The following is an 18,483-nucleotide window of genomic DNA, read 5'->3' as shown; positions in this document are numbered from 1 at the left end:
ACCTCAGGAGGCAAACCATGGCAAAGGTTCCCGCAACTGCAATCGCCGCCGGCGGGCTCATCGGCGGGTATGGGGTTGCCCGGTGGACCAAGAAGCGGCCGCTCGGTGGGGTGGCGCTTGCCGCGGCCGGGGCGCTCGCCGCGCGGCAGTGGCAGCAGGCGGCCGGGACCAAGGCTGCCGTCGGGCTCACCACCGCCTACGTCGCCGCCTTCGCCGGGTCTCACCCACTGGCCAAGAAGGTCGGCGCCTGGCCCTCCGTCTTCGGCGTGGCCGGGGCCGTCGCCGTCGCCTCCTGGGCTGTCACCCGTAACTCCGCCAAGTAATCGGCGGAGAATTTTTCAACGGCGTTGAGCAGAGTCCGCTCCGGGGCCGTACTTAAGGGCAACTCCCCACGATGGTCGGGCGCATGGCCGTACGGCAGGGACAGGCCTGTCGGTCATGCGCCCGATGGATTCCAAGGGTTCCAAGGGTTCCAACAAGAAACAGGAACCCCGCCTACGCCCCTCTACCCGCCCAGCGCGTGCGACACCGTATAGATCAGGAGCCCCGCCAAGGCTCCGACCACCGTGCCGTTGATGCGGATGAACTGCAGGTCGCGGCCGATGTTCGCCTCGATCTTGCGGGACGTGTCGTTCGCGTCCCACGATGCCACCGTGTCGGTGATGAGTGAGGTGATCTCGGCTCGGTAGGTCGAGACCACGTACGCCGCCGCGTCCTCCAGCCAGCCGTCCACCTTGGACTGGAGGCGGGGGTCCGTGGACAGGCGGGTGCCAAGGGAGAGCAGGGACGCCCTTGCACGCAGGCGCAGTTCGCTGTGGTCGTCCTCCGCAGCCGCGATGATCATCGACCGTACGGACGACCACGCCGAGGCGATGATGTCCTGGACCTCGGGGCGGGCCAGTATCTCCGACTTGAAGCGCTCCACCCTGGTCCGGGTCTCGGAGTCCGACTGGAGGTCGGCCGCGAAGTCCGCCAGGAAGCGGTCCAGGGCGCCGCGCGCCGGGTGGGCCGGCATGTCGCGCATCTCGGTTATGAAGCGCAGCAGCTCCTTGTAGACGCGCTCGCCCACCTTGCGGTCCACGAAGCGCGGCGTCCAGCCGGGGGCGCCGCCCTGCACCGCGTCCATCACCGAGTCCCCGTGCAGCACCAGCCAGTCGTGGGCCCGTACGCACACCAGGTCCACAGCCTTGCGGTGGCTGCCGTCCGCGACGATCTTCTCCAGCGCCTTGCCCAGGCCCGGCGCGATCTCCGCCGCGTCCGCCCGGCGCGTGATCGCCTCGCCCACCACCGCCTGGACATCGGAGTCCCTGAGCACCGTCAGCGCGCCGCGCAGGGCCGTGGCCAGCTCCGATGTGACCCGGTCCGCATGCTCGGGCTCCGCGAGCCACGCGCCCAGGCGGCGGCCGATACCCAGGGCCTGGAGGCGGGTGCGTACGACGGCCGCCGACAGGAAGTTCTCGCCCACGAACGAGCCGAGGGTGGCGCCGAACTGGTCCTTCTTGTTCTGGATGATCGCCGTGTGCGGGATCGGCAGGCCCAGCGGGCGGCGGAACAGCGCCGTCACCGCGAACCAGTCCGCCAGCGCACCCACCATGCCTGCCTCGGCCGCCGCCGCGACATATCCCGCCCATGCGCCCGCTCCCGAGCGGTCCGCCCAGGTGGCGAGGCCGAAGACCACCGCGACCACGAGCAGCAGGCCGGTCGCCGTGGCCTTCATACGGCGCACGCCCCGGCGCTTCTCCTCGTCCGCCGCCGTGTAGGCGAAGGGGGACGAGCGGGGCGTGCGCGCGGCCGTGTCCGCCTCGACCGCCGCCTCGGCGTCGGGCCCCGATCTCGTACGTTCCATTCGCTCCACCCGTCCGTGCCTGTGCACGACCCCGATCTGTCTCGTACGGCCACGATCCGTTCCGTACGACCTCTATCTGAAGTACTTACGGCGCGCGCGTTCAGTTCCCGTGCGCCCGTACGACCACTCGTTCGCGTGGCCCCGCGGGCCTTCGCTCCGTACATTCGGATCATGTCCATGCGGACGCTTCGGTCGCATGCCGGGCGGCTTGCCCTGCTCGCGGTGGTGGTGCTGCTCGCCGCCACCGTCTACGCCGTGGTCGTGCCCGGGCGGGCCGGGGCGGGCTCCGACGACGCCGACTGGGCCGGGACCTGGTACGCCGCCCCCGTCGGCGCCGAGCCCGGGGGCGATTCGGCCCGGACCGTACGCAATGTCGTGCACACCTCGCTCGGCGGGAGCCGGGCCCGCGTCACGGTCTCCAACCTGTTCGGGAACGCGCCGCTCGACCTGCGCCACACCACGCTGGCCACCGTGGCCGACCCCGCGCGGACCATGCGGACGCTGACCTTCCGCGGGCTCGCGCGGGTCTCCGTGCCGGCCGGCGGGGAGGTCGTCAGCGACCCGCTCTCCTTCGAGGTGCCCGCCTTGGGCGATCTGTACGTGTCCGTGTACGCGGCCGGGCCCGTGACCTGGCATCCCGGGGCGCAGCAGACCTCGTTCGTGGCCCCGGGTGCTGTCGACCGCGCTGCCGATCCCGGGGTGTTTGCGCAGGTCACGGGGGCTTGGCGCTATGTCACCGCCCTCGATGTCCAGGGGGCCGGGGCCGCGGCCGGCAGCGTCGTCGTGTTCGGGGACTCCATAACCGAGGGGGTCGGGTCCACGCCGGGGGCCGACCGGCGGTGGACGGACGTGCTGGCCGGGCGGCTGCGGGGGCCGCACGCCGCGCTCTCTGCGGACAGCGGTTCCGGGCTGCGGGCCGTGCTCAATGCCGGGATCGGCGGGAACGCGCTGCTCGCGCGGTTCGCCGGGCCCAGCGGGGTCGAGCGCTTTGAGCGGGACGCGCTTTCGCGGGCCGGGGTTCGTACGGTCGTTGTCGAGCTCGGGATCAACGATCTGCTCGGTGGGGGGCGGGATGCGGCTGCGCTGCTTGCGGGGATGCGGGAGTTGGTGCGGGTGGGGCATGCGCGGGGGGTGCGGGTCCTGGGCACGACGCTTTCGCCTTGCGGCGGGGTTCGGGGGTGTACGGGTTCGGTTCAGCGAGTGCGGGAGTCCGTGAATTCCGCGATTCGTGGGGGTGGGGTTTATGACGGGGTCGTCGATATGGATCGGGTGCTTCGGGATCCTTATGCGCCGCGGTCTTTGTGGGGGCCGTACGACTCCGGGGATCGGCTGCATCCGTCTGATGCGGGGTATCTGGCGATGGGGAGGGGGGTGGATTTGGGGGCGTTGTGAGCGGGGCCGAGCGGGCGGCTCGGTGCGGGGCGCTCGGCGCGCGGATGGGTACGGGTGGATGGGCGCCTGCGGCGCCCGCCCTCACCCCAGCTCCTTCCGCCCCTTCCCCTCCCTCTCCTCCAGCTTCTCCGACCTCAGCCGCTCCTTCTGGGCCTTCCTCAGCTTTCGGTCCACCCCGATCCCGCCCATCAGGGCGAACGCCACGATCGTGACGTGGGGTGAGCCCGGCGTGCCCTCGCCGTTGGCCTTGCTGCCGCCCACCCCGCCCATGATGCCGAAGCCCTTCACCTGGACGTTCAGCTCCGGCGGGACCGTCACGCCGATGCCGCCCATGATCGTGAAGAGGCGGATCACCGTCTCGCGGTCCTCGAAGCGGGCCTCGCGCAGATCGATGTCGCCGCCGCCCCACATCGCGAACGCGGTGAACTTCTTCGCCACCGTCCAGTTGCCCTTGCGCTGGAAGCCGCCCCACAGGGCGAAGCCTCCTTTGGAGGTGGGCGGGTGGCCGATGCGGGAGGGCCAGTGGACCTCGGTCTCGTCCTCGGTGCGGCGGGCCACCGGGGCCGCCGGACCCGCCGTGCCCGGCGCGGGCAGGTCGCGGACGAGCGGCTCCAACTCCCCGTGCGTACGCGCCTTGTAGGCCGCCTCCAGGCGCTGCTCGAACTCCTCCATGTCGAGCCGGCCCTCGGCCACCGCGTCCCTCAGCGTCTCCGCGATCCGCTCCCGCTCGGCGTCCGAAGCCCGCATCTCCGGCAGCCCACCCGTTGGTTCACTCGTCATGCCGTGAAGCCTAGTGAAGGGTGCGGTCCTCGTACATTCTCGCGATCACTGCCTCGATGTCCGGTTCGCGTACCGACAGGTCCACCAACGGGTACACCTCCGCGAGGTGCGCCACCAGTGGCGCCGCCGACGCCGAGGCCGGGAAGGCGAGCCACTGGCGGGGGCCCTCCACCTTCACCACGCGGGCGCCTTCCGCCCGTACCGGCGGGAGTTCGCGCTCCAGGTCGACCACCAGGGTGCGTTCGCTCTCGCCCGCCTCGTGCAGCCCGGCCAGCGCGCCGTCGTACATCAGGCGCCCGTGGTCGATGACCATCACCCGCTTGCAGAGCTGCTCGATGTCCGTCAGGTCGTGCGTGGTGAGCAGGATCGTGGTGGCGCGTTCCGCGTTCAGGTCGCGCAGAAATTGCCGGACTTTTGCCTTGCTGATGACGTCCAGCCCGATCGTCGGCTCGTCCAGGTACAGGACGTCCGGGTCGTGCAGCAACGCTGCCGCGATGTCGCCCCGCATCCGCTGACCGAGGGAGAGCTGGCGTACTGGTACGTCCAACAGGGTTGACAGGTCCAGCAGTTCCACGCATCTGTCCAGGTTTTCGCGGAAGCGGGCGTCCGGGATGCGGTACATGCGGTGGGCCAGCTTGTACGAGTCGTACAGGGGCAAGTCCCACCAGAGAGTGGTGCGTTGGCCGAAGACCACCCCGATGCGCTGCGCCAGTTTCGTACGTTCCCTGGACGGGTCCAGGCCCGCGACCCTGAGGCGGCCCGCGCTCGGGGTGAGGATGCCCGTCAGCATCTTGATCGTGGTGGATTTTCCGGCGCCGTTCGGGCCGATGTAGCCGACCATCTCGCCGCGCGGCACCCGGAAGCTGATCCCGTCAACGGCCCTGACCTGTCGTTTTTCGCGGCGCAACCGGCCCTTCTTACGGCGTACGTCGAAGACCTTCTCCACGCCGTCGAGTTCGATGAGGTCCAGGTCCATATCCATGTCCGTCACATCAACTCTCCTTCTTGTGCAGCGAGTTCGGGTCCATTCGTCAGCTCCCCGTGCTGCGGTACGAACGGATTCCCACCCGCCACGCCTGGCCCGCCAGCGTCAGGCAGGCGGCCGCCACCAGCGGGGGTGTGAAGGCGAGCCAGGCCGGCAGGGCCAGGGGGTACGGGCGGCCCAGGACGTACAGCGCGGGCAGCCAGTTCACGAAGGCCAGGGGCAGGACGAAGGTGACGCCCCGCACCATGTCCTTGGCGAACACCGTCGGCGGGTACTGGAGCAGTGTCTGGCCGCCGTACGTGAACGCGCTCTGCACCTCCGCCGCGTCCTGCGCCCAGAACTGGAAGGCCGCGCCCGCCACGAACACCGCACAGAAGATCGCGGTGCCGCTGAGCAGCATCACCGGCACCAGGAGCACCTTCAGTACCGTCCAGTGCACGTGCAGGGACAGCAGCGAACCCGCCAGGACCAGCACGCCCTGGAGGAGCCGGCCCAGGCGCTGGAGGCCGAAGCGGTCGGCCGCGACCTGCGCGAGCACCGGCGCCGGGCGCACCAGCAGGGTGTCGAGCGTGCCGTCGCGGATGCGCGCGCCCAGCTTGTCGATCGAGCCGAGCACCGCGTTCGCGAGCCCGAACGCCGTCGTCGACGTCCCGTACAGGAACGCCACTTCGGCGAAGGAGTACCCGCCGAGCGAGCGGACCTGCGAGAACATCAGGGCGATCACGACGAAGTCGAACGCGGTCACCAGGAAGTTCCCGACCAGCAGCATCACGAACGACGCCCGGTAGGCGAGTGTGGAGCGGATCCACATTCCGGCGATCATCCTGTACGTAGCCCACACACCCGGCGCCGGCCGCCGCTCGGTCACCGTCTCAGCCACCCTGCACCACCACCCTCCGTACCGCCGCGGACTGGAGCAGCCGGCCCGCGCCGAGCAGCGCCGCCGCCCAGCCGAGCTGGAAACCGTACGCACCGAGCAGGCCCCAGCCCTGATGCCGGCCCATCAGGACGTCCGCCGGGATCTGGAGCAGCGAGGACCACGGCAGCGCGCGGGCCACCTCGCCGAGCAGGCCGGGGAAGGCGTTGAGCGGCAGCAGCATCCCGGAGAAGAACAGGCCCGCGATCGAGACGAGGGAGGCGACGCCGGCCCCGTCGAGCAGCCAGAACGCCGAGAGTGCCACCAGGAACCGCAGCGCGAAGCTCACCACCACCCCGAGCAGGACCGCGAGGACGAAGGCCAGCCAGGTCAGCGGGTTCGCCGGCAGCGCGAGGTCGAAGAACAGCGCGCCGAAGGCCAGCGGGACCGCCCCGCGCCCCAGGAAGTGGAACAGCGCCCGGCCCAGATCGGCGGACAGCCACCACAGCTGGAGGTCGGCCGGACGGTAGAGGTCGATCGCGATGTCACCCGTACGGATGCGTTCCACGAGTTCGTCCGCGAAGCCGCCGCCGAACAGGTTGACCGTCATCAGCATGGCCTGGCTGATCCACACATAGGTGAGCGCCTGGGACTGGTCGTAGCCGCCGAGGTTGGGGCGCTGGTCCCACAGGGCTATATAGGTGTAGGCCACGATCACGCCGAAAACAGTGTTGGTGAAGACCCCGGCCGCGGTGGCGACCCGGTATGTCGTATAGCGCCGGAAACCACCCGCGGCCACGACTCCGTACAGCCGCACGAACGCCCCCTTACCGCTATGGACACCAAAGCGCGGGAGCCTAGCCCAGTCCCACGGCCCTTCGCGACGGAATTTCCGCGGTGCGGCATGCAAGATGTCCTTACACCCCATATCACCCCATACATTTCGCAAACGCCACGAGATGCAACGGCCGGAGAGACATGAGCGACGACGAGCAGCCGGAGCCCCCGAAGCCCGGACACGAGGCGCCGCAGAAGTGGGCGCCCCGGGATCCCGGCGCCGACGGCCCCGGGCCGGTGCCCACCGCCGCGGCGAACGGCAGCGGCAAGGACAACGGCAAGGGCAAGCGCCCCAAGCGCACCGGATGGCGCCGCTTCGTCCCCCGCTGGCGCGTCGTGCTCGGCATCGTCCTGCTCTTCGCCCTGCTGCTCATCGGCGGCTTCATCACCGGCTACATGCTCGTGTCGATCCCGGCCGCCAACGCCGGGGCCACCGCCCAGTCCAACGTCTTCCTGTACGCCGACGGCACCCAGCTCGCCTCGGACGGCGAGATCAACCGCGAGAACGTACAGCTCTCCCAGGTCCCGCTCACCGTGCAGCGCGCCGTACTGGCCGCCGAGGACCGGGACTTCTACTCCGAGCGGGCCGTCGACCCCAAGGCGATGGTGCGCGCCGCCTGGAACACCCTCACCGGCAAGGGCACCCAGGGCGGCTCCACCATCACCCAGCAGTACGTCAAGAACTACTACCTGGGCCAGGAGCAGACGGTCACCCGCAAGGTGAAGGAGTTCTTCATCGCGATCAAACTCAATCGCGAGGAGACCAAAGAGGACATTCTCGCCGGATATCTGAACACCAGCTACTTCGGCCGCAACGCCTACGGCATCCAGGCCGCCTCCCAGGCGTACTACAGCAAGGACGTCGAGAAGCTCACCACCGCCGAGGGCGCCTACCTCGCCTCGCTGCTCAACTCCCCCAGCGCGTACGACGTGATCGCCCACCCCGAGAACAAGCCGAGGGTGCTGGCACGCTGGAACTACGTGCTCGACGGCATGGTCAAGAAGAAGTGGCTCAGCGCCCCCGAGCGGGCCGCGACCACCTTCCCCGTCCCCGGAAAGGTCAAGCCGCGCGCCGGTCTCGCGGGCCAGCGCGGCTACCTCGTCGAAGCCGTCAAGGACTACCTCACCAGCAACAAGATCATCGAGGAGAACACCCTCGCGACCGGCGGCTACCGCATCACCACCACCATCCAGAAGGACAAGCAGGACGCCTTCGTCAAAGCCGTCGACGACAAGGTCAACTCCAAGCTGAGCCCCGACCGCAAGGCCGACCGCAACGTCCGCGTCGGCGGCGCCTCCATCGACCCGTCGACCGGCAAGGTCCTCGCGATGTACGGAGGCATCGACTACACCAAGCAGTACGTCAACAACGCGACCCGGCACGACTTCCAAGTCGGCTCCACCTTCAAGCCGTTCGTCTTCACGTCGGCCGTCGTCAACGACTCCACCACGCAGGACGGGCGCCCCATCACCCCGAACACCATCTACGACGGCACCAACAAGCGCTATGTGCAGGGCTGGAAGGGCGACCCGTACAACCCCGCCAACGAGGACGACACCTCGTACGGGCCGATCACCGTGCGCACCGCCACCGACAAGTCCGTCAACGCGGTGTACGCGCAGATGGCCGCCGACGTCGGCCCCTCCAAGGTCAGGCAGACCGCGGTCGACCTCGGCATCCCCGCCGACACCCCGGACATGCCCAACGGCCCCTCCATCGCGCTCGGCACCGCGACCGCCAGCGTCCTGGACATGACAGAGGCGTACGCCACGCTCGCCGGCCACGGCCGCCACGGCACGTACACGATGGTCGAATCCGTCACCAAGGACGGCGAGAAGACCGAACTGCCCTCGCAGGACACCAAACAGGCCGTCAGCCGCGAGGCCGCCGACACCACGACGTCGATGCTGCAGAGCGTCGTCGAGGGCGGCACGGGCACGGAAGCCCAGGCGGCGGGCCGGCCCGCCGCCGGCAAGACCGGCACCGCCGAAAAGGACAAGGCCGCCTGGTTCGCGGGTTACACCCCGGACCTGGCCACCGTCGTCGCGCTCATGGGCGCCGACCCCGAAACGGCCGTCCAGCAGCCGCTGTACGGGGCGCTCGGCTTCACCCGCATGAACGGCGGCGGGCCGCCCGCGCAGATCTGGGCCCAGTACACCAAGGGCGCCCTCCGGGGCAGCGAGCCCAAGGACTTCGACCTGGAACTCCAGGACGGCGCAAGTGTCCCGGTCGAACCGCCGCCCCCGAACCCGTCCCCGTCCCAGACCCCCGGCCGCGACCAGGGCCAGACGCAGGGGCAGACACAGGGCCAGAACCAAGGCCAGACCGGCGGCCGCAACCAGGGCCAGACCCAAGGCCAGACTCAAGGCCAGACCCAGGGGCAGACGCAGGGGCAGACCCAAGGCCAGACCCAAGGATCGACGCAGGGCCAGACTCAAGGCCAGACCCAGGGGCAGACGCAAGGATCGACGCAGGGCCAGACCCAGGGCCAGACCCAGGGTGGCGCCACGGACGGAGGCACCAGCACCGCAGGCACCGACAACGGCGGCACGACCACGGGAACGGCCGGCACGACGACGGGCGCGGCCGGCCGGCCGCGGGGTTCGAGAAGCCCGTAAGGCCCGTAAGGCTTTCGGACCCCGTGAAGCCGGAGCGCCTAGTGACCGCTCGTCGCCTTCAGCCCCACCACCGCGACGAGCAGCAGGCACACGAAGAAGATCCGGGCGGCGGTGGCCGGCTCACCGAGCACCACCATGCCGAGCACCGCCGCACCGGCCGCGCCGATGCCGACCCACACGCCGTACGCCGTACCGATGGGCAGCGTCTTGGCGGCCTGCGAGAGCAGCAGCATCGAAGCGACGATCCCCGCGCCGGTCAGCACACTGGGCACGAGCCGGGTGAATCCGTCGGTGTACTTCATCCCGATCGACCAGCCCACTTCGAGCAGACCGGCGACGACGAGCAGGACCCATGCCATGACGGCACCTCCGAAAGACGCGAACACATACGGGGTGCGTCGTCTTGTCCTGACCCGGTACGACGCGTCTCGTCGGGGTCCCACCACGATAGCAAAGGGCATGCAAAAGGGCTGGTGACACCGGTCACCAGCCCTTGGCCCTGGGGTTACAGATACAGCCCGGTGGCGTCCACCGACACCCGCTCGGAGGCGACGGCGTGCAGATCGCGCTCGCGCATCAGCACGTACGCCACGCCCCGCACCTCGACCTCGGCACGGTCCTCGGGGTCGTACAGGACCCGGTCGCCCGGCTCGACGGTGCGCACGTTCTGGCCGACCGCGACCACCTCGGCCCAGGCGAGCCGTTTGCCTACGGCGGCGGTCGCCGGAATGAGGATGCCGCCGCCCGAACGCCGCTCGCCCTCGGGGGAGTCTGACCGGACCAGCACACGGTCGTGCAGCATCCGGATGGGCAGCTTGTCGTGGGTGTTCTCGCTCACGGGGTCGAACTTACCCGCCCCGCCGCCGGGCGTACGCCGAAGGGTCAGGCCCGCCGCTTCTTCGCCGACAGCGCGAGCAGCCCCACCAGGCCCACCGCGACCAGCGCGACCGGCACGATCCGCTCAACCCGGGGCGACCCGTCCTCGGACACGAACTGCGCCTTCACGTCGTTCACCGTACGGTTCACCGCCACGTACGCCCGGCCCGCCGTGTGGTCCACGGCCGAGGCGAACCTGGCCTTCGCATCGCCGACGATCGTGGACGGGTGCAGCCGCACCCCGATCTCGTCGAGGGTCACCGCGAGCTGGTCCCGCCGGCTCTTGATGTCCGCCTCGATCTGCGCAGGGGTCCTGGCATCCGACACTGCGCCGCCTCCGGTGGTCGTATGGGGTCATCCGTCATCCACAGTCTGTCAGCTCCGTCGCCGCTGCACTGTCACAGGCCCCCATTAGGCTCTGTCGTTGTACGCCACACCCTCGGCCTTTCCGGAGGAAACCCATGAGCGAGCGACTTCAGCCCGGCGACACCGCCCCCGCCTTCACCCTGCCCGACGCCGACGGCAACGAGGTCTCGCTCGCCGCACACAAGGGCCGCAAGGTCATCGTCTACTTCTACCCGGCCGCCCTGACGCCCGGCTGCACCAAGCAGGCCTGCGACTTCACGGACAACCTGGAGCTGCTCGCGGGCGCCGGGTACGACGTGATCGGCGTCTCCCCCGACAAGCCGGAGAAGCTGGCGAAGTTCCGCGAGAAGGAGTCCCTGAAGGTCACGCTGGTGGGCGACCCCTCGAAGGAGGTCCTGGAGGCGTACGGCGCGTACGGCGAGAAGAAGCTGTACGGCAAGACGGTCACGGGCGTCATCCGCTCGACAGTGGTCGTGGACGAGGCGGGGAAGGTGGAGCGCGCCCTGTACAACGTGAAGGCGACGGGCCATGTCGCCAAGATCATCAAGGACCTGGGCATCTGAGGCGCCGCCCCGGCGTCGGCCCGCGCAATTCGCCAAGTGGTAAAAGCCGTTCCGCTTTTCGCCAACCGGCCGCCGACCACCAACCACCGGCAGCGGGCCGCGACCAGTAGAGTGGGCGCGGTATGCGCGCCCGTACGCCAAGGGCTGAGCGGCGATCTTTAGGTGGTCGTGTTTGTCGGTTCGAATCCGACCGGGCGCACCAAGTCGGTACGGCGTGGTTTCCCCTGTTGGCAGGGGAAACCACGCCGTTTCCGTATCAGCCCAACAACTCCCGCACCACCGGCACCAGGGCCCGAAACGCCTGGCCCCGGTGGCTGATCGCGTTTTTCTCCTCGGCCGACAGCTCCGCGCACGTGCGCGTCTCGCCGTCCGGCTGGAGGATCGGGTCGTAGCCGAAGCCGCCCGTGCCGGCGGGGATGTGGCGCAGGGTGCCCCGAAGACGGCCCTCCACCACTCGTTCCGTGCCGTCCGGGAGGGCCAGGGCTGCCGCGCAGGCGAAGTGGGCCGCTCGGTGTTCGTCGGTGATGTCGGAGAGCTGGGCCAGGAGGAGGTCCAGGTTCGCCCGGTCGTCGCCGTGGGTGCCGGACCAGCGGGCCGAGAAGATGCCGGGGGCGCCGTTCAGGACGTCGACGCAGAGGCCCGAGTCGTCGGCGACGGCGGGCAGGCCGGTCGCCCGGGCCAGGGCGTGCGCCTTGAGGAGGGCGTTCTCGGCGAAGGTGACGCCGGTCTCCTTGACGTCGGGGATCTCGGGGTACGCGTCGGCGCCCACGAGTTCGTGGGGCAGCCCCGCCGCGGCGAGGATGGCGTGGAGTTCGGTGATTTTGCCGGCGTTGCGGGTGGCGAGGATCAGGCGCGTCATGCTCCCAGTATCGAGGGATCACGACACCCCCCAGCGCCTCACGGCGTGCAGACCTTGCCGATTTCCTTGGCCGCGCTGGTGACGCCGCTGATGTCGGGGGTGTTGTCGCCGTTCTTGATGGCCGTACGGACGTTGCCGACGGCCCTGTTGAGGTCGTCGACGGCCTTGGAGAGGTCGGCGTTGTCCGTCTTGTTCTTCAGGGACGACAGTTCTTTGTCGATGTCGTTGAGCGCCCGGTCGGCCTGGGTGGGGTTGTCCGTGGCGTTGCCCACGGCCTTGCCGAGGTTGTCGACGCTGTTGCCGATGGCGTCCGCGGTCTTGACGCAGTCGATCGCCTTGTCGACCGCACCGCATCCGGCGGTGACAGTGACGGCCAGGGCCGCGGTGGCGACGGCGAGCACGGTTCGGCGCATCGGTCGGGTCCTCCCCAGGGGGCCAGAAGTTACGGACGGGCGCACGGTTGGCCCGTACGCCCGTACTCGTAGTGACGCGGGAAGCGTTCCCCTTGGTTGCTTCTTTACTCTCCGGACACCGCGGCCAGGGCGCGGAGTTGGAGGGCGGCGAGGTCGGCGCAGCCGCCGGTGGCGAGGTCGAGGAGGGCGCCCAGCTCCTTGCGGTCGAAGGGCTCGGCCTCGGCGGTGCCCTGGACCTCGACGAAGCGGCCGTCGCCGGTGCAGACGACGTTCATGTCGGTCTCGGCGCGTACGTCCTCCTCGTAGCAGAGGTCGAGGAGGGGGGTGCCGTCGACGATGCCGACCGAGACGGCGCTGACGGTGCCGGTGAGCGGCTTGCGGCCGTGCTTGACGAGCTTCTTGCCCTGGGCCCAGGTGATGGCGTCGGCGAGGGCCACGTAGGCGCCGGTGATGGCGGCGGTGCGGGTGCCGCCGTCGGCCTGGAGGACGTCGCAGTCCAGGACGATGGTGTTCTCGCCGAGGGCCTTGTAGTCGATGACGGCGCGCAGGGAGCGGCCGATGAGGCGGGAGATCTCGTGGGTGCGGCCGCCGATCTTGCCGCGGACGGATTCGCGGTCGCCGCGGGTGTTGGTGGAGCGGGGCAGCATCGAGTATTCGGCGGTGACCCAGCCTTCGCCGCTGCCCTTGCGCCAGCGGGGGACGCCTTCGGTGACGGAGGCGGTGCAGAAGACTTTGGTGTCGCCGAAGGAGATGAGGACGGAGCCCTCGGCGTGCTTGCTCCATCCGCGTTCGATGGTGATGGGGCGGAGCTGTTCGGGGGTGCGGCCGTCGATACGAGACATGCCCCCGAGCCTAGCTCGTGGCCGGCTCGCTCCTGGGGCTGCGCCCCAGACCCCCCTTCGGCCGCGGGCCGGGGTTTCCATGCGCCCACCCTCCCCCAAGGCCTCAAGGGCCAGGGAGGGACCCCCTACGCCCTGCGGAACGATTGCCCACACGGAGGGGAGGGGGGAGTCGGGAGTGGGAAGGCGGGCCGGGAGGCGCTGCAACCGGGGGCTCCGAGGCCGGTGGGGGCGCGCCCGCGCCCCACGCGGAAGGCTCGCCCCGGGCGAAAGCCTCGCCTCACGCGACAGGCCCCTCCCAGAGAGGGAGGGGCCTGTCGCTTGAGCGGGTTGCTCACATCATGTCTTCGATGTCCGCGGCGATGGGGTCCGCGTCCGTGCCGATGACGACCTGGACGGCCGTGCCCATCTTGACGACGCCGTGGGCGCCGGCGGCCTTGAGGGCGGCCTCGTCGACCTTGCTCGGGTCGATGACCTCGGTGCGCAGGCGCGTGATGCAGCCTTCGACTTCCTCGATGTTCTCGATACCGCCGAGGCCGGCGACGATCTTCTCAGCCTTGCTGGCCATGTGTCTCTCCTGGTTCTTGAAGAACGCTGTGTCGGCCCACGGTAGGTCCGCTTTGTCACGTTAACCCACGTTTGGCCCAGCTATGCGCGCGAGCGCATTGCGCCTGGCCAAGGATGGCGATCACCGGAGCCATGTCCCGCGAGGGGCCCCTCCGGACGATACCGCAACTGGTCTACACCAGTGTGCAACGACCGCCCGAGCGGGCTCGTTCCGCAAGCCTGGAGGTTGCCGATGAGTGCGAGCAGCGCGGCCGCAGTACCGCAGCCCAAGTGGTGGAACGGGCTGTTCCAGGGGCTGCAGAAGATGGGCCGCAGCCTCCAGTTGCCGATCGCCGTGCTGCCCGCGGCGGGCATTCTCAACCGGCTCGGCCAGGACGACGTGTTCGGCAAGACCGGACTCGGCTGGAACGACGTCGCCAAGGTGTTCAACGGCGCGGGCGGCGCCCTGCTCAACGGCGCGCTCGGGCTGCCGATGCTGTTCTGCGTGGGTGTCGCGATCGGCATGGCGAAGAAGGCCGACGGCTCGACCGCGCTCGCGGCGGTGGCCGGATTCCTCGTCTATTACGGGGTGCTCCAGCAGTTCCCGAAGGACTGCGCCGCCGGCGCCAAGCTCGCGGCGGGCGCCTGTGTCGCCAAGGACGGCTCGGCCGTTCTGGCCACGTACCAGAATCCGGGTGTCTTCGGCGGCATCGTGATGGGCCTGCTCACCGCGTACTTCTGGCAGCGCTTCCACCGTACGAAGCTGGTGGACTGGCTCGGGTTCTTCAACGGGCGCCGGCTCGTGCCGATCATCATGGCCGGGGTCGCGATCGTGTTCTCGGTGCTGTGCCTGTGGATCTGGCCGCCGGTCGGTGACGCGCTGACCAGCTTCAGCAAGTGGCTCGTCGACCTGGGCGCGGCCGGTTCGGGCATCTTCGGTGTCGCCAACCGTGCGTTGCTGGTGATCGGCCTGCACCAGTTCCTGAACACCTTCATCTGGTTCCAGTTCGGCGACTTCACCAAGCCGGACGGCGCGGTCGTGCACGGCGACATCCCGCGCTTCCTGGCGGGCGACCCGACGGCAGGCCAGTTCCAGACCGGGTTCTTCCCGATCATGATGTTCGCGCTGCCCGCAGCGGCCCTGGCCATCGCGCACTGCGCCAGGCCGCACCGCCGCAAGGAGGTCGGCGGCATGATGCTGTCCGTCGGCCTGACCTCGTTCGTCACCGGCATCACCGAGCCGATCGAGTACTCCTTCGTCTTCATCGCGCCACTGCTCTACGTGATCCACGCGGTGCTCACCGGCGTTTCCATGGCGGTGAGTTGGGGGCTCGGCATCAAGGACGGCTTCAGCTTCTCCGCCGGGTTGATCGACTACGTCATCAACTGGAGTCTGGCGACGAAACCGTGGCTGATCATTCCGGTGGGTCTGTGCTTCGCCGTCGTCTACTACGTGGTGTTCCGCTTCGCGATCACCAAGTTCAACCTGCCGACGCCGGGGCGGGAGCCGGAGGAGGACGAGCTGGAGAAGGAGAACATCAAGGCGTAGCCCTTCTCCGCACTCCCCGATCTCTGCAATCCCCGTAATCCCCGCAGTCCCCATAATCGCCTGCAGCCCGCAAGGCCCTCGGACCCCCGTCCGGGGGCCTTCGCGCGGTGCACGGCCCGGGCGAGGACTACGGAATGGTCACGGCGGGGAGACGGCACGGAGTCGGTCTTGCCCGTATTGCCGGGTATGGCTCAGGCCACAAAAAACGAAGGTTCCTTATCTATCCCTCACCGTGCTACAACTGGTCTACACCACTCAATGGTGTAGACCACGCGGGCTTGACCGCGTTCCCCCCGAGACGCCGCCGTCCCCCCGTAGTTTCCCATGCCCCCGGGCGGCGCCTTGCCTACTGGAGGATGTTGTGAGTACGGCTAGCGCCGCCCCCGCGGCCGCCAAGAAAAAGGGCGCCGGCGTGATGGCAGTGATGCAGCGCATCGGCCGCAGCCTGATGCTGCCGGTCGCCGTGCTGCCCGCTGCCGCGCTGTTGGTGCGCCTCGGCGACAAGGACATGCTGGGCTCCGCCTCGATGCCGGAGTTCATCAACAAGATCGCCACCTACATGTCCGCCGGTGGTGGCGCGCTCCTGGACAACATGGCGCTGCTGTTCGCCGTCGGTATCGCGATCGGCTACGCCAAGAAGTCCGACGGCTCCACCGCACTGGCCGCGGTCACCGGGTACCTGGTCTTCAAGAACGTGCTCGGCACGTTCACCGACTCCAACCTCCCCAAGGTCGCCAAGGCGGTCGACGGCAAGGTGGTCATGGTCGACGCCCCGGTCGACGCGAAGGTCCTCGGCGGCGTGGTCATGGGCCTGGTCGTGGCCCTGCTCTACCAGAAGTTCTACCGGACCAAGCTCCCCGAGTGGGCGGGCTTCTTCGGCGGCCGCCGCCTCGTCCCGATCCTGTCGGCCTTCGCGGGCCTGGCCATCGGCATCGTCTTCGGCCTGATCTGGCCGGTCCTCGGCACGGGTCTGCACAACTTCGGTGAGTGGCTGGTCGGTTCGGGCGCGGTCGGCGCGGGCATCTTCGGTGTCGCCAACCGCGGCCTGATCGCCGTCGGCATGCACCACCTGCTGAACTCCTTCCCGTGGTTCCAGGCCGGCGAGTACCAGGGCAAGAGCGGCGACATCGCCCGCTTCCTGGCCGGTGACCCGAGCGCCGGGCAGTTCATGACCGGCTTCTTCCCGATCATGATGTTCGCCCTTCCGGCCGCGTGCCTGGCGATCGTCCACTGTGCCCGCCCCGAGCGCCGCAAGGTCGTCGGCGGCATGATGTTCTCGCTGGCGCTGACCTCGTTCGTCACCGGTGTCACCGAGCCGATCGAGTTCACGTTCATGTTCATCGCCCCGGTGCTGTACGCGATCCACGCGGTCCTGACCGGCGTCTCCATGGCGCTGACCTGGGCGCTCGGCATGAAGGACGGCTTCGGCTTCTCCGCCGGCGCGATCGACTACCTGCTGAACCTCGGCAAGGCCACCAACCCGCTGGGTCTGGCGGTCGTCGGCGTCTGCTTCGCGGTGGTCTACTACGTGGTCTTCCGCTTCGCGATCACCAAGTTCAACATCCCGACGCCGGGCCGCGAGTCCGACGAGGAGCTCGCCGAGCTCCAGAAGGCCGAGGCCAAGTAGGCCCCGGCCGGTCCGACCGGCGAAGGCCCCGGAACCCTGAGGGTTCCGGGGCCTTCGCGCGTCCGGGGCTCAGAGCTCGTACGCCGCGCCCGGCGCCGCCAGTTCCGTCGGGCCGGAGTAGACCGCTCGGGCGTCCGCCAGGTTGACCTCGCCGTCCGTCCACGGCGGGATGTGGGTGAGGACCAGGCGGCCCGCCCCGGCGCGCGCCGCGCTCTGGCCCGCCTCGCGGCCGTTGAGGTGCAGCGCCGGGATGTCCTCCTTGCCGTAGGTGAAGGAGGCCTCGCACAGGAACAGGTCGGCGCCCTCGGCCAGTTCGTCGAGGGCGGTGCAGACCCCGGTGTCGCCGGAGTAGACCAGCGTGCTGCCGCCGTGCTCGATGCGGATGCCGTACGCCTCGACGGGGTGGCACACCCGCTCCGTACGCACCGAGAAGGGGCCGATGTCGAAGGTGCCCGGCTTCAGGGTGTGGAAGTCGAAGACCTCGCTCATCGAGGACGCGGAGGGCGTGTCCGCGTACGCCGTGGTCAGGCGCTGCTCGGCGCCCTCCGGCGCGTACACCGGCATCGGCGCGCAGCGGCCGCCCTCGTGGCGGTAGTAGCGGGCGACGAAGTAGCCGCACATGTCGATGCAGTGGTCGGCGTGCAGATGCGACAGGAAGATCGCGTCGAGGTCGTACAGACCGATGTGGCGCTGCAGCTCACCGAGGGCTCCGTTGCCCATGTCGAGGAGCAGCCGGAAGCCGTCTGCCTCGACGAGGTAGCTGGAGCAGGCCGATTCCGCGGACGGGAACGACCCGGAACAGCCGACGACGGTGAGCTTCATGGAGCGTGGACCTCCGGAACAGCTGGGCCGGGCGAAGCCTGTCGTTGAGGGGCGGACGAGGCAGGCGGGGCGGCCGCGGGGAAGGGCTGCGGTGCGTCGAGCGTAAGGCGCCACAAGGCCCCTCGCTCCTTCGGAGCGGGCCGTTGTGGGGGAACTCACCTGCGCTGTCACCGGTTCGGATGGTGTTGGTACGGAGCGCGCGCGGTGGGTGGTGCGCCGGTAACGTCTGGGATATGGACACGTCGTGGTGGCTGGCGCTGGGGGCCGTGGTGGCTCTCGCGTTGGTCGCGGCCGCCATGGACGGGCGCGGGCGTTCGGCGCGCAGGCCCGGTGGGCGGACCCGGCCGCCGGGCCGCCCGGCGGGGACGGGCCGGGGTGCGGGGCGGCCGCCGAAGGCCGGGGAGATCTGGTGGGCCGAGGTGCCCTACGAGGATGTTCCGGGCGGCAAGGACCGTCCGTGTCTGGTGCTGCGGGTGCGGGGCGACGCGGCGACCGTCGCGAAGATCACCAGCAAGTACCACGACGAGCGGGCCGGGGTCATTCCGCTGCCGCCCGGCACGGTGGCCGACGCGCACGGACGGCCCAGCTTCCTGGAGACCGACGAGCTGCGCGAGGTCGGGGTGTGGGCGTTCCGCCGCCGGGTGGGCGTGGTGGACCCAGCCCTGTGGGACCAGGTCCGCCACCTGGCGGGGTGACGCGCCCCGGTCC

At 69.7% G+C, this 18,483-nt stretch carries 20 protein-coding genes, 1 tRNA gene and 1 riboswitch; of the genes, 8 read left to right on the top strand and 13 right to left on the bottom strand.

What is annotated here, in order from left to right:
* Positions 1-17: 17 nt before the first annotated feature.
* Complete coding sequence (locus ACSHXC_RS24490) at positions 18-323, top strand: hypothetical protein (protein WP_438293649.1); 306 nt, start codon at positions 18-20, stop codon at positions 321-323.
* 182 nt (positions 324-505) lie between these two features.
* On the opposite strand, the gene ACSHXC_RS24485 is transcribed toward ACSHXC_RS24490, so the two are convergent.
* The gene (locus ACSHXC_RS24485) at positions 506-1,846 is read right to left on the bottom strand and encodes a DUF445 domain-containing protein (RefSeq protein WP_438293648.1); all 1,341 of its coding nucleotides are present in this window, start codon (positions 1,844-1,846) and stop codon (positions 506-508) included.
* Positions 1,847-2,017: 171 nt separating this feature from the next.
* Between ACSHXC_RS24485 and ACSHXC_RS24480 the strand changes: the two genes are divergently transcribed.
* Complete coding sequence (locus ACSHXC_RS24480; RefSeq protein ID WP_438293647.1) at positions 2,018-3,238, top strand: GDSL-type esterase/lipase family protein; 1,221 nt, start codon at positions 2,018-2,020, stop codon at positions 3,236-3,238.
* Positions 3,239-3,319: 81 nt separating this feature from the next.
* On the opposite strand, the gene ACSHXC_RS24475 is transcribed toward ACSHXC_RS24480, so the two are convergent.
* The 4 genes from ACSHXC_RS24475 to ACSHXC_RS24460 are packed head-to-tail and all read right to left on the bottom strand — an operon-like array spanning position 3,320 to position 6,676.
* Positions 3,320-3,985: a DUF1707 SHOCT-like domain-containing protein gene (locus ACSHXC_RS24475; protein ID WP_438296797.1), complete on the bottom strand. Its 666-nt coding sequence runs from the start codon at positions 3,983-3,985 to the stop codon at positions 3,320-3,322.
* Positions 3,986-4,028: 43 nt separating this feature from the next.
* On the bottom strand, positions 4,029-4,994 hold the full coding sequence (locus ACSHXC_RS24470; RefSeq protein WP_438296795.1) for an ABC transporter ATP-binding protein: 966 nt from the start codon (positions 4,992-4,994) through the stop codon (positions 4,029-4,031).
* A gap of 55 nt (positions 4,995-5,049) precedes the next feature.
* Positions 5,050-5,826 (bottom strand): ABC transporter permease, encoded by a 777-nt coding sequence (locus ACSHXC_RS24465; protein WP_438296793.1) that lies wholly within the window; start codon positions 5,824-5,826, stop codon positions 5,050-5,052.
* Positions 5,827-5,875: 49 nt separating this feature from the next.
* A complete protein-coding gene (locus ACSHXC_RS24460) occupies positions 5,876-6,676 on the bottom strand; it encodes an ABC transporter permease (RefSeq protein ID WP_438293646.1) in 801 nt (266 codons plus the stop codon).
* Positions 6,677-6,837: 161 nt separating this feature from the next.
* Here ACSHXC_RS24460 and ACSHXC_RS24455 point away from each other — a divergent pair, with 161 nt between their 5' ends.
* On the top strand, positions 6,838-9,315 hold the full coding sequence (locus ACSHXC_RS24455; protein ID WP_438293645.1) for a transglycosylase domain-containing protein: 2,478 nt from the start codon (positions 6,838-6,840) through the stop codon (positions 9,313-9,315).
* A 38-nt stretch (positions 9,316-9,353) separates the two neighbouring features.
* On the opposite strand, the gene ACSHXC_RS24450 is transcribed toward ACSHXC_RS24455, so the two are convergent.
* The 3 genes from ACSHXC_RS24450 to ACSHXC_RS24440 all read right to left on the bottom strand — a co-directional run bounded on the left by ACSHXC_RS24450 (position 9,354) and on the right by ACSHXC_RS24440 (position 10,518).
* The gene (locus ACSHXC_RS24450; RefSeq protein WP_053729493.1) at positions 9,354-9,674 is read right to left on the bottom strand and encodes a DMT family transporter; all 321 of its coding nucleotides are present in this window, start codon (positions 9,672-9,674) and stop codon (positions 9,354-9,356) included.
* 33 nt (positions 9,675-9,707) lie between these two features.
* A riboswitch (guanidine-III (ykkC-III) riboswitch) is annotated at positions 9,708-9,778 on the bottom strand.
* Between the two features lie 42 nt (positions 9,779-9,820).
* A complete protein-coding gene (locus ACSHXC_RS24445; protein ID WP_053729492.1) occupies positions 9,821-10,153 on the bottom strand; it encodes a GroES family chaperonin in 333 nt (110 codons plus the stop codon).
* 44 nt (positions 10,154-10,197) lie between these two features.
* Positions 10,198-10,518 (bottom strand): DUF3618 domain-containing protein, encoded by a 321-nt coding sequence (locus ACSHXC_RS24440; RefSeq protein WP_438293644.1) that lies wholly within the window; start codon positions 10,516-10,518, stop codon positions 10,198-10,200.
* Between the two features lie 134 nt (positions 10,519-10,652).
* Between ACSHXC_RS24440 and bcp the strand changes: the two genes are divergently transcribed.
* Positions 10,653-11,120 (top strand): thioredoxin-dependent thiol peroxidase, encoded by a 468-nt coding sequence (gene bcp / locus ACSHXC_RS24435; protein ID WP_189966275.1) that lies wholly within the window; start codon positions 10,653-10,655, stop codon positions 11,118-11,120.
* 126 nt (positions 11,121-11,246) lie between these two features.
* Positions 11,247-11,322 (top strand) — tRNA-Leu (locus ACSHXC_RS24430).
* A gap of 54 nt (positions 11,323-11,376) precedes the next feature.
* Here ACSHXC_RS24430 and rdgB read toward each other — a convergent pair.
* From rdgB to ACSHXC_RS24410, 4 genes are all read right to left on the bottom strand, one after another.
* Positions 11,377-11,979, bottom strand: coding sequence for an RdgB/HAM1 family non-canonical purine NTP pyrophosphatase (rdgB, locus tag ACSHXC_RS24425; protein ID WP_438293643.1), 603 nt, complete (start codon positions 11,977-11,979; stop codon positions 11,377-11,379).
* Between the two features lie 38 nt (positions 11,980-12,017).
* A complete protein-coding gene (locus ACSHXC_RS24420) occupies positions 12,018-12,392 on the bottom strand; it encodes a hypothetical protein (protein WP_438293642.1) in 375 nt (124 codons plus the stop codon).
* Between the two features lie 104 nt (positions 12,393-12,496).
* Positions 12,497-13,234, bottom strand: a complete 738-nt coding sequence (rph, locus tag ACSHXC_RS24415) for a ribonuclease PH (protein ID WP_438293641.1) — start codon at positions 13,232-13,234, stop codon at positions 12,497-12,499.
* A gap of 331 nt (positions 13,235-13,565) precedes the next feature.
* The gene (locus ACSHXC_RS24410; RefSeq protein WP_053729485.1) at positions 13,566-13,799 is read right to left on the bottom strand and encodes a glucose PTS transporter subunit EIIB; all 234 of its coding nucleotides are present in this window, start codon (positions 13,797-13,799) and stop codon (positions 13,566-13,568) included.
* Between the two features lie 231 nt (positions 13,800-14,030).
* Between ACSHXC_RS24410 and ACSHXC_RS24405 the strand changes: the two genes are divergently transcribed.
* Together ACSHXC_RS24405 and ACSHXC_RS24400 are read left to right on the top strand one after the other, a co-directional pair.
* On the top strand, positions 14,031-15,326 hold the full coding sequence (locus ACSHXC_RS24405) for a PTS transporter subunit EIIC (RefSeq protein ID WP_438293640.1): 1,296 nt from the start codon (positions 14,031-14,033) through the stop codon (positions 15,324-15,326).
* Between the two features lie 361 nt (positions 15,327-15,687).
* On the top strand, positions 15,688-16,953 hold the full coding sequence (locus tag ACSHXC_RS24400) for a PTS transporter subunit EIIC (RefSeq protein WP_438293639.1): 1,266 nt from the start codon (positions 15,688-15,690) through the stop codon (positions 16,951-16,953).
* A gap of 69 nt (positions 16,954-17,022) precedes the next feature.
* Here the strand turns inward: ACSHXC_RS24400 and ACSHXC_RS24395 are convergent, their stop codons facing one another.
* The gene (locus ACSHXC_RS24395) at positions 17,023-17,775 is read right to left on the bottom strand and encodes an MBL fold metallo-hydrolase (protein WP_438293638.1); all 753 of its coding nucleotides are present in this window, start codon (positions 17,773-17,775) and stop codon (positions 17,023-17,025) included.
* Positions 17,776-18,008: 233 nt separating this feature from the next.
* Here ACSHXC_RS24395 and ACSHXC_RS24390 point away from each other — a divergent pair, with 233 nt between their 5' ends.
* Positions 18,009-18,470, top strand: coding sequence for a type II toxin-antitoxin system PemK/MazF family toxin (locus ACSHXC_RS24390; protein ID WP_438293637.1), 462 nt, complete (start codon positions 18,009-18,011; stop codon positions 18,468-18,470).
* Positions 18,471-18,483 lie beyond the last annotated feature (13 nt).

It is taken from the genome of Streptomyces sp. HUAS TT7, from assembly GCF_051550175.1.
GTDB lineage: Bacteria > Actinomycetota > Actinomycetes > Streptomycetales > Streptomycetaceae > Streptomyces.
This window is presented reverse-complemented; position numbering and strand designations above follow the sequence as displayed.

Excerpts from the sequence above, each read along its gene's own strand:
- ACSHXC_RS24410 (WP_053729485.1), bottom strand. The coding sequence starts at position 13,799 with ATGGCCAGCAAGGCTGAGAAGATCGTCGCCGGCCTCGGCGGTATCGAG.
- ACSHXC_RS24475 (WP_438296797.1), bottom strand. The coding sequence starts at position 3,985 with ATGCGGGCTTCGGACGCCGAGCGGGAGCGGATCGCGGAGACGCTGAGG.
- ACSHXC_RS24450 (WP_053729493.1), bottom strand. The coding sequence starts at position 9,674 with ATGGCATGGGTCCTGCTCGTCGTCGCCGGTCTGCTCGAAGTGGGCTGG.
- ACSHXC_RS24395 (WP_438293638.1), bottom strand. The coding sequence starts at position 17,775 with ATGAAGCTCACCGTCGTCGGCTGTTCCGGGTCGTTCCCGTCCGCGGAA.
- ACSHXC_RS24480 (WP_438293647.1), top strand. The coding sequence starts at position 2,018 with ATGTCCATGCGGACGCTTCGGTCGCATGCCGGGCGGCTTGCCCTGCTC.
- ACSHXC_RS24485 (WP_438293648.1), bottom strand. The coding sequence starts at position 1,846 with ATGGAACGTACGAGATCGGGGCCCGACGCCGAGGCGGCGGTCGAGGCG.
- rph (WP_438293641.1), bottom strand. The coding sequence starts at position 13,234 with ATGTCTCGTATCGACGGCCGCACCCCCGAACAGCTCCGCCCCATCACC.
- ACSHXC_RS24390 (WP_438293637.1), top strand. The coding sequence starts at position 18,009 with ATGGACACGTCGTGGTGGCTGGCGCTGGGGGCCGTGGTGGCTCTCGCG.
- ACSHXC_RS24405 (WP_438293640.1), top strand. The coding sequence starts at position 14,031 with ATGAGTGCGAGCAGCGCGGCCGCAGTACCGCAGCCCAAGTGGTGGAAC.
- bcp (WP_189966275.1), top strand. The coding sequence starts at position 10,653 with ATGAGCGAGCGACTTCAGCCCGGCGACACCGCCCCCGCCTTCACCCTG.
- ACSHXC_RS24470 (WP_438296795.1), bottom strand. The coding sequence starts at position 4,994 with ATGGACCTGGACCTCATCGAACTCGACGGCGTGGAGAAGGTCTTCGAC.
- ACSHXC_RS24420 (WP_438293642.1), bottom strand. The coding sequence starts at position 12,392 with ATGCGCCGAACCGTGCTCGCCGTCGCCACCGCGGCCCTGGCCGTCACT.
- ACSHXC_RS24465 (WP_438296793.1), bottom strand. The coding sequence starts at position 5,826 with ATGATCGCCGGAATGTGGATCCGCTCCACACTCGCCTACCGGGCGTCG.
- rdgB (WP_438293643.1), bottom strand. The coding sequence starts at position 11,979 with ATGACGCGCCTGATCCTCGCCACCCGCAACGCCGGCAAAATCACCGAA.
- ACSHXC_RS24455 (WP_438293645.1), top strand. The coding sequence starts at position 6,838 with ATGAGCGACGACGAGCAGCCGGAGCCCCCGAAGCCCGGACACGAGGCG.
- ACSHXC_RS24490 (WP_438293649.1), top strand. The coding sequence starts at position 18 with ATGGCAAAGGTTCCCGCAACTGCAATCGCCGCCGGCGGGCTCATCGGC.